Origin of the sequence: Mesorhizobium sp. B2-7-2 (genome assembly GCF_006440775.1) — a bacterium.
Classification (GTDB): Bacteria; Pseudomonadota; Alphaproteobacteria; order Rhizobiales; family Rhizobiaceae; genus Mesorhizobium.
Window position 1 is genome coordinate 1 of sequence record NZ_VFTZ01000048.1, and the last position, 12,121, is coordinate 12,121.

The window sequence follows — 12,121 nt, forward strand, 5'->3', positions numbered from 1 at the left end:
GCAAATGCGAAAAACCTTGTATGAGCCGCGCAACCGAAAAAGGCGGCGCCTCTGGGCCTGCTGCCTGCAACACTCCCGAGACCAGACAATGAACCTCCGCAATATCGCGATCATCGCGCATGTCGACCATGGCAAAACCACCCTCGTCGACCAGCTCCTGAAACAGTCCGGCGCCTTCCGCGACAACCAGCGCGTCGCCGAGCGCGCCATGGATTCCAACGACCTCGAAAAGGAACGCGGCATCACCATCCTGGCCAAGGCGACCTCGGTCGACTGGCATGGCACCCGCATCAACATCGTCGACACGCCCGGACACGCCGATTTCGGCGGCGAGGTCGAGCGCATCCTGTCGATGGTGGATTCGGCGATCGTGCTCGTCGACGCCGCCGAAGGCCCGATGCCGCAGACCAAGTTCGTCGTCGGCAAGGCGCTCAAGGTCGGCTTGCGCCCCATCGTCGTCATCAACAAGATCGACCGTCCGGATGCCCGCCATATCGAAGTGGTCAACGAGGTGTTCGACCTCTTCGCCGCGCTCGACGCCACCGACGAGCAGCTCGATTTCCCGATCCTCTACGGCTCGGGCCGCGACGGCTGGGTTTCGGAAAACCCCGAGGGTCCGAAGGACCAGGGTCTTGCACCGCTGTTCGACCTGGTCGTCAAGCATGTGCCGGCGCCGACGGTCCATCCCGGCCCGTTCCGCATGATCGGCACCATCCTCGAGGCCAATCCGTTCCTCGGCCGCATCATCACCGGCCGCATCGAGTCCGGCACGCTGAAGGCCAACCAGGCGGTCAAGGTGCTGCACCATGACGGCACGCAGATCGAGACCGGCCGCATTTCCAAGATCCTCGCCTTCCGCGGCCTCGAGCGCCAGCCGATCGAGGAAGCGCAGGCGGGCGACATCGTGGCCATCGCCGGCCTGTCCAAAGGCACCGTCGCCGATACGTTCTGCGATCCGGCGGTGAGCGAGCCGCTGCATGCGCAGCCGATCGATCCGCCGACCGTGACCATGTCCTTCCTCGTCAACGACTCGCCGCTTGCCGGCACCGAGGGCGACAAGGTGACCAGCCGCGTCATCCGCGACCGGCTGCTGCGCGAGGCCGAGGGCAATGTCGCGCTCAAGATCGAGGAATCGGCGGAGAAGGATTCCTTCTTCGTGTCCGGCCGCGGCGAATTGCAGCTCGCCGTGCTGATCGAGACAATGCGCCGCGAGGGCTTCGAGCTTGCCGTGTCGCGTCCGCGCGTCGTCATGCAGAAGGGCGACGACGGCCAGCTGCTGGAGCCGGTCGAGGAAGTCGTTATCGACGTCGACGAGGAGCATGCCGGCGTCGTCGTGCAGAAGATGTCGGAGCGCAAGGCCGAGATGGTCGAGCTGCGCCCGTCCGGCGGCAACCGCCAGCGCCTGGTCTTCCACGCGCCGACGCGCGGCCTGATCGGCTATCAGTCGGAACTGTTGACCGACACGCGCGGCACCGCCGTGATGAACCGCCTGTTCTTCGCCTATGAGCCGTATAAGGGCGAGCTGCCCGGCCGCACCAACGGCGTGCTGATCTCCAACGAGCAGGGCGAATCGGTCGCCTATGCGATGTGGAACCTGGAAGACCGCGGCCCGATGATCATCGATCCGGGCGTCAAGGTCTACCAGGGCATGATCATCGGCGTCCATTCGCGCGACAACGACCTCGAAGTGAACGTGCTCAAGGGCAAGAAGCTCACCAACATCCGCGCCGCCGGCAAGGACGAAGCGGTGAAGCTGACGCCGCCGATCCGCATGACGCTGGAGCGGGCGCTCGCCTGGATCCAGGACGACGAGCTGGTCGAGGTGACGCCGAAGACCATCCGCCTGCGCAAGCTCCATCTCGACCCGAACGAGCGCAAGCGTTTCGAGAAGGCCGCCAAGGTGATGGGCGCGGCGTAGGGTTCCATGGAAAGTTCGAAAGAGGGAGCGGTTGCTCCCTCTTTTTTTGTTTCAGCCGCAGGCAGCCGAGACGATCGCGGCGCAATCCGCGTCCCCGGCGAGGTCGATGGACACTGCCAGGCCACCGCGCACGGGCTTGCGCAAGGCCCTTCCGCCATCGGGCTCGATGGTCAATCGCTTGCGGTCGTCCAGGGCCTGAAGCCTTGACCGCGATAGGCCGAGCTCGCCGGCAAGCAGGCGGTCCAGCCGCAAAGGCGTCGTGCCCTCGATCCGAAGTTCGATCGCGAGCGTGGTCGCGCGTCCCGGCTCGCCGGCCAGAAGCTCCTTTCGGACCGTGACGCCGGGAGATTCCTCGATCCGGCCAGCCCGGTCGCGCAGCATCGCGCTGTCGAAGGCGTGGCGGCGGACAAGGTCCTGATCGTTGCTTTCAATCGCGGCGAGCAGCGCCGGCTCGATGTCGCGGCGGTTTCGCCGTTCCAGGATGGCGAAATTCCAGGAGTTGTCGCAGTCGACGCAGCGATAGATCAGCCAGACGTCAATGCGCTTGCCGTTGGCATTGACGCGGAATTTCCCGCCGCATCGATAAGGCTTGAGGCCGCCGCAGCGATTGCAGTTTGATGAAAGGTCGTGGCGCGATTGCGGGCGCAATCGTCCAACGTACGCACAAAGTTCGAGACATGCCGGTAGGCCCTTCCCGTCGGGAAGTCCGTCAGGCCGGCGATGTCCGAGATGCCCCTTGTTGTTGAGCATGATCTTTTCCGAAAACCGGATACCACTTTTCGGGATCATGCTCACGGGCCACGGCGTGGCGAAGACTGCGTGTTTGAAAATCAGGCGTCGGCGCGGATTGCACGCGACGGCGGCTCAGCATGCCAAACCGGTCTCGAACCGCCGCCTGAAGAACACGTGAGATGGAGCAGACGCGCCAATGACTGCGCCTGCGGTCATTCGGGGGAGTTGGCGAGACCGGCGGTTACTGAGGCAAGGTGATGCTCGAAAATGGGTGTCGGGATGGGTCTTCTAGCGGGAGATTGACGAGGGGGCAAGGTTTAGAGGGCGAGGTTGGCGCTGCCCCTCATTGCCCTGCCGGGCATTTCTCCCCGTCAACGGGGAGAAAGAGGCTGGCCGCGACGCCGGCGCCCATTCTGCGACGTTTGCGATTGGCGAAATCGTCGGCGCCATGTCCCTTCTCCCCGTTCAACGGGGAGAAGATGGCGGCAGCCAGATGAGGGGCGGCGCCGGCGCTGGCGGTTTGTTGTCGCCTTGATGAACGGTCGCGCCTTGCCGGGGCGTGCCAAATCTACTCTGATCGGCTATCGTTCTTTTCTATCTTATAGGAATCGACCCCATGCATCTCGCCTCGTTGCTGATCTTCGCTGCCGCGCTCTTTGTCGCCGCCGGCTCGCCCGGCCCGTCGATCGCAGCCTTGGTGGCGCGGGTGATCTCGAAAGGGTTCCGCGACGTCTTCCCGTTCCTGCTGGCGATGTGGATCGGCGAGGGCGTCTGGCTTTCGCTGGCGGTGTTCGGGCTCGCCGTCGTGGCGCAAACCTTCCACTACGCCTTCGTCGTCGTGAAATGGGTTGGCGTCGCCTACCTTGCTTATCTCGCGTTCAAGATGTGGACGGCGCCGGTCGAGGCGAAGGAGGGCGAGATGCCGCGCGAGGACTCGCCCCTGAAACTTTTCCTTGCCGGCATGGCGGTGACGCTCGGCAATCCAAAAATCATGATGTTCTATCTGGCGCTGCTGCCGACCATCATCGATCTGGCTTCGGTCAGCGTGATCGGCTGGGTCGAGCTGACGCTGACCATGGCGCTCGTGCTGGTCGTCATCGACCTCGCCTGGGTGCTGGCCGCTTCGCAGGCGCGCCAGCTGCTGAAGAGCAAGCGCGCCATGAAGATCGCCAACCGCGTCAGCGCCACGACGATGGCGGGCGCTGCCGCAGCTATCGCCGCGCGGTAGAGCTGTTCATCGTTTCTGGAAAGGACGACCAGCTCCATCTCTTCAGTGTGGAGCAATTCCGGACGGAAAACCGCGTCACGCTTCTCCTGGAATTGCTTTGAGCTACTTGGGCAGCACGCCGGCCGAGGGCAGCGCCGCCGCAGCCGGCGGGTGCGGTCCGCCCGCATAGAATTTCGAGGCCGGGTTCTCCTGCATGAAATCGTAGGCGACCATGCCGAGCGGCCGCTTCTGCCGCTCCGACGCCGGTTGATGCCATGGGATCGACTGGCGCAATGCAGCGAGAGCCGCGGTCGGTGCTTCGCCGAATTTCCGCTGCGGGTTCTGCGCCTTGCGGATCTCCATCCAGTAGCTTGCCGTCAACAGATCCTGCGCCAGCAGATGGAACGATACGTCGACCGCCTCGCGGGCGCGTTGCGTCTTGATGCGAGTTTGCGCTTCCAGGTCCTCGACGGTGGCGACGATCGCCTGGCCGTTCGGCGTCACCGGCGAGCCGAGATCGGCCAGCTCCTGCCACAGATCGGTCGGCAGGTAGCCGTCGAAGCCCGGAATGTCCTTGCGCTCGTCCGGCTTCAGCACGTCGGCCGGCTTGACCACGGTGAAGAATGGGTTGCGGAAGCGCTCGATGCGCTGCGCCACAGCGACGCCGAGATTGGTCAAGGCGTTGGTGAGCGCCTCGACCTGGTTGGCCATCGGGTAGGGATCCCAATTGGCGTTGGAGAAGATATAGCCGGACTTGCCGTTACTGAGCGGGCCGCCCTTGATGTAGTATTTCATGAACTGCGGCGTGCTGAGTTCCGGCGAGCTCTGCGGCGTCAGACCGGGCAGGATCGCCGGATTGTGATCCGAGGAATTGATGGAGAGGAGCACGGAATCGCGCAAATCCGCCCAGGCCTGCCAAGCCGAGCCCTGGCGCTGGCTGGAGGCGCGCATGCTTTCCGGATCCTGGATGATGCGGGCCGGATCGTCATCGAAGAGATAGCTGCCCTTGATCATGTCCATGACGCGGGCGGCGTCCCAGGTCAGCCACGGATAAGGCCGCATCGACTGCACCGGCGCGGAGATCGGCGTCACGCTGGAGTTCATGCCGTTCAGCCCCATGGCGTAGCTGAGGTCGGTCCATTCCAGCAGTTTTCGCGTGTCCTCCAGCAGGAGAACGGCCTGCGCCTGCGCGTAGGCGTTGGTGCTGATCAGCGCCGCCTGGTCGGCGGCGAAGGGTTCGAGCGGCTTCAGCCCGGCCTGATCGAGCGCTTGCGCGGCCGGCATGCGAACGCCCTTGAGATAGGCATCGCCTTCGCCGACCATGGCGGCGCCGATATTGCCGAGCGTCGCCAGGTCGCCCTCGCCGAGCGTGCCGCGCGATTGCACGACCGGCGTGACGCGCTTGTTCAGCATGTCGACGAGCATATGCGTCAGCTGCGGGCTGGCCGCCTCGTAGGACATGGTGTTGGCGCGGATGGCCATGATCGCGCGCACCAGCGCCTCCTCTTGCAGCTCCGGCCCATAGCCGCGGTTCACGCCGCCCTTGAAGCGCGCGAGCTGCTGGTCCTTGAGCAGCTTGGTGTTTTCCGGCGTGGTCGGATCGCCTGAAAAGATCACGGTTTCGCGCTGGTCGCCGGCGCCGCGATTGAACCAGTAGATCGTGACGCCTTCGGCCGCACCCTCGAGCAGCAAGCCATAAGCATCCGCCGAACGTTGCAGCGCCTCCGGGCTAAGCTCGACCTTGGCACCGTTGCGCGCGATGGCGATGACCTGGTCGATGGTCAGGTCATGGCCGGTTAGGGTTACCGTCTTGTCGGCGGCTGCCTCGAAAATGGGTTGATAGACGGTTGCCGCCTCGAAGGCCTGCACAGGCGGCGCGGCGAGGCCGGCTATGACGGTGAGGATGCAAAGGAGAAGTTTGGGCTTGGCGATTCGGTCCAGCATGACGGCTCCCATTCGAGACAGGTTCAGGAACGAGTTCACCCAATGGAAATTTTGTTTCCCAAAAGACTAGCCGCAAGCGCCGGCCTGTCAACGAAGGAAAGCCGCAGGACCGATGATGGAACCGGCGTGGCCTACCGGGCCATTGCGTAGTCGGTTCGGCCGCAAGCCGATCGCGGTGGCCGCCGGTTCGACCTGTCGAAGAAGGCGGCCACGAAGACGACAGCAGGAAGTCGCGGCCGGAAATCCGGCCTCGTGCGATGCAGCGCGGACTCCAAGCGTTACATCATCTCGATGATCGGCGCGATCTCGACGCTGAAAGCCGGGTCCATCAGGATCGGGCAGTCCTTGGCTTTGGCGACGGCATCGTCGATATCCTTGGCTTCGACGATCGTGTAGCCGGCGGTCGGATTGCTGCCGCCATTGTTCTCGATCTTGCCGCTCGGTAGCACCGTCTTCGACATGCCGACCGGATTGCCGCCGTCGACCACGGCCGAGCCGAGCTTGTCGTACCAGCCGGTCCAGGCATCCATAGCCGCTTTGCGTTCGGCGTCGTCGGTCGGCATCTTGCCGGAGCCGTGATAGACATAGAGAAATTTCGCCATGTTCTCCTCCCTTTGTCGGCGGCGTCGAACCGGCATGCGGCCACGCCGCTTGCGATATGCAGCGATGCTGCAATCCGATATGCGGCCTTGCCGCAATCCTGATCATCGGACCAAAACGAAAAACAGGCAATCGATGTTAAGTTGAGTCTAATGTAACGAGCTCACCTTACCATGGCGTGGTATTCGGGGTTGGGCCGCATGTCGACCGCGGCCGCCACCCGGTTCGACATGTTGAAGAAGGCGGCGGTCGAGGCGATGTCCCAGATGTCGCGGTCGGTGAAGCCGGCCTGGCGCAAGGCGGCGCGGTCGGCCTCGACGATTTTGGCCGGCTCCTCGGTCAGTTTCACGGCGAATTCGAGCATGGCGCGCTGCCGGTCCGACAGCTCGGCAGCGCGAAAATTCATCACCATTATTTCGCCGAACGCCGGTTCGCCCGACAGCTGGCGCACCGCCGCGCCATGCGCGGTCAAGCAATAGAAGCAGTGGTTGATCGAGGAGACGACCACGGCGATCATCTCGCGCTCCAGCTTCGACAGACCGGATTCGCCCAGCATCAGATCGTTGTACATGTCGGTGAAGGCGCGAAGCTTCTTCTCGTCGAAGGCGTAGGCCAGAAGCACGTTGGGCACGAGGCCGAGCTTCTCCTCGCATTTGTCGAAATAGGCTTTCGTCGCCTCGCTGAGTTCCGCCTGGACAAGGTCGAGCGCGGTTATTTTGCCGGTCATGGTCGTTCTCCTGGCGGGCCGATGGCGTCGGTTCGAATTTTTTTAAGCGCCGTCAAACCTTTGTCGCCAAACAGCGCTCATCTGGCTACCATAGTCGCAAAAGCATATAACGGGAGGGACTAAGCGTCATGGCCAGCGTGAAATCCAAGCCGAAGAGGAAAGCCGCCGCCGCGAAAGCGGAGGAGAAGCCCGCAAGGCTTGCCGACTATCTGCTGGCGCGGGCGCCCGCCGAGGACATCGCGGCCTATGACGTGGCCGACCTCGAGCGCGCCGGCGAGCTCGCCGCCCAAGCGGTCTCCAGCCACAGGAAAGGCGAAAGCGTCGTTGCCGTCGAAGCCGATTCGGGCGTTGCCTGCGACGGCCGGCCGGTCACGATCATCACCGTCGTCAACGACAACATGCCGTTCCTGTTCGATTCCATCCTCGGCGAAATCACCGAGACAAGCGGCGAACCGACCTTGGTCACCCATCCGATCGTCACCGTCCGCCACGGCAAGACCGGTGTGGTCGAGGTGCTTGGCGACGGCGGCAAGGAGGATGACGACCGGCTGAGCGTCGTCCATGTGCATATCCCGCGGCTGACCGCCGAGCAGGCCAAGAGCCTCACCGGGCGGCTGCACAAGGTGCTTTCGCAGGTCCGGGCGGCCGTCGTCGACTGGAAGCGGATGCTCGCCCGCCTCGACCAGGCGATTTCCGAATTCCGCTATTCGGCGGTGCCGCTCGACAAGAAGAGCGTCGCCGAGGCGATCGCCTTTCTCGAATGGCTGCGCGACGACAATTTCACCTTCCTCGGCATGCGCGAGTTCAAATATACAGGCGGCGAGGAAAGCGGCTCGCTGGAGCGCGCCGACAAACCCGGCCTGGGCATCCTGTCGGATCCGGATGTGCTGGTGTTGCGGCGCGGCACCGAAGCGGTGACGACGACGCCGGAAATCCGCGCCTTCCTGCACGGGCCGGAGCCGCTGATCGTCACCAAGGCCAATGCCAAGTCGTCGGTGCATCGCCGCATCTATCTCGATTACATCGGCATCAAAACCTACACGTCGAAGGGGGCGCTCGCGGGCGAGCTGCGCATCGTCGGCCTGTTCACCTCGACCGCCTACACGCGCTCGGTGATGAAGATCCCCTATCTGCGCTCAAAGGCCGAGACCGTGATCTCGAAATCCGGTTTCGATCCGCACGACCATTCCGGCAAGGCGCTGATCAACATCCTGGAAAGCTATCCGCGCGACGAGCTGTTCCAGGTTCCCATTCCCATCCTGCGCAAGCATGCCAGCGCCATACTCGGGCTGATCGAGCGGCCGCGCGTGCGGGCGCTGGTGCGCGTCGACCAGTTCGATCGCTTCGTGTCGATCATCGTCTTCGTGCCGCGCGACCGCTACGACAGCGTCGTGCGCGAAAAGGTCGGCACCTATCTGAAAACGGTGTTCGAGGGCCGTCTGTCGGCCTATTACCCGGCCTTCCCGGAAGGCGGATTGGCGCGCGTGCATTTCATCATCGGCCGTTCCGGCGGCAAGACGCCGAAGGTCGAGCAGTCGACGATCGAGGCGGCGATCCGCGACATCGTGCGCACCTGGGAAGACGCGCTCGCCGAAGCCGCGGAAGCCGCCGGCAGCGACCCGGCGCTGAAGGCGATCGCGGCGCGTTTCCCCGAAAGCTATCGCGACAGCTTCTCGGCCGCCGTGGCGCTGGCCGATGCCGGCCGTATCGCGAAGATCGGGGCCGACAATCCGATCGCCATCGACTATTACCGCCATGCCGACCAGAAGCCGCACCAGGCGGCTTTGAAGATCTACCATTTCGGCAGCCCTGTCGCGCTGTCGCGGCGCGTGCCGGTGCTCGAAAACATCGGCTTCCGCGTCATCAGCGAGCGCACCTTCGAGGTCGCCGACACCGGCTCCGGCAAAGTCTTCATCCACGACATGGAGCTGGAGAACAGCTACGGCGCGCGAATAGACATCTCCGACGGCGGGGCGTTGTTCGAAGACGCCTTCCTGTCGGTCTGGCGCGGCGATGTCGACAATGACAGCTATAACGGCCTGGCCCAGACCGCCGGCCTGTGGTCGGGCGAGATCGCCATCCTGCGCGCCTATGGCCGCTATCTGCAGCAGGCCGGCATTCCACAGAGCCAGGATTTCATCGCCGCCGCGCTCAATCGCTATCCCGAGATCGCGCGCGGCCTGCACGCGCTGTTCGTCGCCCGGCTCGGTCCGGCGGCGGAAGGCGACGGCGCGGTCGCGGCCAAGCACCTCAAGGCCAAGATCAAGGACGCGCTGGAGGAGGTGCCCAATATCGACGACGACACCATCATCCGCCGCTATCTCAACCTCATCGAAGCCTCGCTGCGCACCAATCATTTCGTGGCCGATACGAAACAGAAAGGGCAGTCGCTGGCGATCAAGCTCGATTCGCAGGCGGTCGAGGGGCTGCCGGCGCCGCGACCATGGCGCGAGATCTTCGTCTACGGATCCGAGGTGGAGGGCGTGCATCTACGCTTCGGCCCGGTGGCACGCGGCGGCCTGCGCTGGTCGGACCGCGCCCAGGACTACCGCACCGAGGTGCTGGGGCTGGTCAAGGCGCAGCAGGTCAAGAACGCCGTCATCGTGCCGGTCGGCGCCAAGGGCGGCTTCTATCCGAAAAAGCTGCCGATGAGCGCCGGGCGCGATGCCATCTTCGAAGCAGGCACCTCGGCCTACAAGAACTTCGTCTCCAGCCTGCTTTCGATCACCGACAATATCGGCGTCGACGGCGTCATCCCGCCGGCCGGCGTGGTGCGGCGCGACCAGGACGATCCCTATTTCGTCGTCGCCGCCGACAAGGGCACGGCGACCTTCTCAGACACCGCGAATGCCATTTCCGAAAAACACCATTTCTGGCTGGACGACGCCTTCGCCAGCGGCGGCTCGGCCGGCTACGACCACAAGAAGATGGGCATCACCGCCAAGGGCGCCTGGGAAGCGGTGAAGCGGCATTTCCGCGAGATGAACCGCGACATCCAGACCTCGCCCTTCACCGTGGTTGGCGTCGGTGACATGTCGGGCGACGTGTTCGGCAACGGCATGCTGCTCTCGCCGGCCACCAGGCTGATCGCAGCCTTCGACCATCGCGACATCTTCATAGACCCCAATCCGGACATGACCGCCTCGATGGCCGAGCGGCAGCGCATGTTCGCGCTGCCGCGCTCGTCCTGGCAGGACTACGACAAGTCGAAACTGTCGGAAGGCGGCGTCATCGTGTCGCGCAACCAGAAATCGATCACGCTGCCGCAAGCGGCGGCCGCCGCTATCGGCCTCGCCAAAACCACCGCGACGCCGGTCGAGATCATGAACGCCATCCTCAAGGCGCCGGTCGATCTTTTGTGGTTCGGCGGCATCGGTACCTATGTGCGGGCTTCGGGCGAAAGCAACGCCGATGTCGGCGACCGCGCCAACGACGCCGTCCGCGTCACCGCGCTCGATGTCCGGGCGAAAGTCATCGGCGAGGGCGCCAATCTCGGCGTCACGCAACGAGCGCGCATCGAGTTCGGCATGAATGGCGGCCGCTGCAACTCGGACGCCATCGACAATTCGGGCGGCGTCAACTGCTCCGACGTCGAGGTCAACATCAAGATCGCGCTGGCGTCGGCGATGCGCAAAGGCTCGCTGGCGCGGCCGGCGCGCAACAAGCTGCTTGCCGAGATGACCGACGAGGTGGGCGCGCTGGTGCTCGCCAACAACTATCAGCAGACGCTGGCGCTTTCGCTGGCGCGCAAGCGGGGGCTCGCCGACATCGCGCACCAGGCGCGCTTCATGTCAGCGCTGGAAGCGCGCGGCCTGCTCGACCGGGCGGTCGAGACGCTGCCTTCGCCGGCGGCGCTTGCCGAACGCGAGGCGCGCGGCGAGCCGCTCACCCGGGCCGAGCTCGGCGTGCTGCTCGCCTATGCCAAGATCGTGCTGTTCTCCGATATCGTCGCCAGCGACGTGCCCGACGATCAACATTTCGACCGCGACCTGATGGGCTATTTCCCGGAGCGCATGGCAAGGAAATTCGCCGGCGAGATCCGCGATCACCGGCTGCGGCGCGAGATCATCGCGCGAGTCGTCGCGAACGACCTGGTCAATCGCGGCGGACCGTCCTTCGTCAACCGGCTGCAGGAAGCCACGGGCCGCACGGCGGCCGATGTGGTGCGCATCTTCGCCGTGGTCCGCGACGGCTTCGCGCTGCCGGCGCTCTATCACGAGATCGACGCGCTCGACAACCAGATCGACGGGCAGATCCAGCTCGATCTCTATCAAGCGATCAGCCGGCTTATCTTTGTGACCAGCGGCTGGTACCTGAAGCACGAAGCCGGCTCCGCGCCGCTTGGCCAGCGCATCGCCGAATTGCAGGAGGCGCGCAAGGCGCTCGAGCCGAATCTTCTCTCGCTGCTGCCGGCCTTCTCGCGCGAGCGCGTCGAGGAGCGGCGGCAGGGCCTGTCCAAGAGCGGCGCGCCGGAGAAGCTCGCTGGGCAGCTCGCTCTGGCCGAAGTGGCCGAGCTGATCCCCGACGTCGCGCTCACCGCGCGCACGGCCAATGCCGACATCGTCAGCGCGGCCAAGGCGTTCTTCGCCGTCAGCGATGCCTTCCGCATCCCGCGCGTCGAGGAAGCCGCGCGCTCGATCATGCCGCCCGACTATTACGACCAGTTGGCGCTGTCGCGCTCGGCCGACACGATCGGCGTGGCGCGGCGCGGCATCGCGGTGGCGGCGCTCACCGCGCACGGCACGGCGGCGGATCCGGTCGCGGCCTGGCTGGAAGCCGGCGGCGAACGCGTCGCGCGCATCCGCGAGCGGCTGCAGGCGCTGACCGAAGGCGGCGACATCACCGTGTCGCGGCTGTCGGTGGCATCGGGCCTGATGAGTGACCTGACGGGGATGTGAGAGTTTGCTTGGGTTCCTCGCATGCATTGTCTTATGTAGCGCTGGTCGACCCCCACTCCGTCTCGGCTTCGCCGAGCCACCTCTCCCCCGATCGA

Annotated in this window: 7 protein-coding genes; 3 read left to right on the forward strand and 4 right to left on the reverse strand. The window is 64.7% G+C overall.

The annotated features are described in order from the left end of the window. The first annotated feature begins 88 nt into the window (after positions 1–88). Positions 89–1,918, forward strand: a complete 1,830-nt coding sequence (gene typA / locus FJ425_RS30995) for a translational GTPase TypA (RefSeq protein WP_140636971.1) — start codon at positions 89–91, stop codon at positions 1,916–1,918. A gap of 51 nt (positions 1,919–1,969) precedes the next feature. Here the strand turns inward: typA and FJ425_RS31000 are convergent, their stop codons facing one another. Beyond that, positions 1,970–2,668, reverse strand: coding sequence for a DUF1062 domain-containing protein (locus FJ425_RS31000; protein ID WP_348643178.1), 699 nt, complete (start codon positions 2,666–2,668; stop codon positions 1,970–1,972). 598 nt (positions 2,669–3,266) lie between these two features. Between FJ425_RS31000 and FJ425_RS31005 the strand changes: the two genes are divergently transcribed. Continuing rightward, positions 3,267–3,878: a LysE family translocator gene (locus FJ425_RS31005; RefSeq protein ID WP_140636969.1), complete on the forward strand. Its 612-nt coding sequence runs from the start codon at positions 3,267–3,269 to the stop codon at positions 3,876–3,878. A gap of 102 nt (positions 3,879–3,980) precedes the next feature. On the opposite strand, the gene FJ425_RS31010 is transcribed toward FJ425_RS31005, so the two are convergent. The 3 genes from FJ425_RS31010 to FJ425_RS31020 all read right to left on the reverse strand — a co-directional run bounded on the left by FJ425_RS31010 (position 3,981) and on the right by FJ425_RS31020 (position 7,128). Beyond that, on the reverse strand, positions 3,981–5,801 hold the full coding sequence (locus tag FJ425_RS31010; protein ID WP_140727869.1) for an aromatic amino acid ammonia-lyase: 1,821 nt from the start codon (positions 5,799–5,801) through the stop codon (positions 3,981–3,983). Between the two features lie 278 nt (positions 5,802–6,079). Beyond that, the gene (locus tag FJ425_RS31015; protein ID WP_140544225.1) at positions 6,080–6,403 is read right to left on the reverse strand and encodes a YciI family protein; all 324 of its coding nucleotides are present in this window, start codon (positions 6,401–6,403) and stop codon (positions 6,080–6,082) included. A gap of 161 nt (positions 6,404–6,564) precedes the next feature. After that, entirely contained in the window at positions 6,565–7,128 is a 564-nt protein-coding gene (locus FJ425_RS31020) for a peroxidase-related enzyme (protein ID WP_140636965.1), read from the reverse strand. Between the two features lie 128 nt (positions 7,129–7,256). Here FJ425_RS31020 and FJ425_RS31025 point away from each other — a divergent pair, with 128 nt between their 5' ends. Next, positions 7,257–12,026: an NAD-glutamate dehydrogenase gene (locus FJ425_RS31025; RefSeq protein ID WP_140636963.1), complete on the forward strand. Its 4,770-nt coding sequence runs from the start codon at positions 7,257–7,259 to the stop codon at positions 12,024–12,026. Positions 12,027–12,121: the final 95 nt, after the last annotated feature.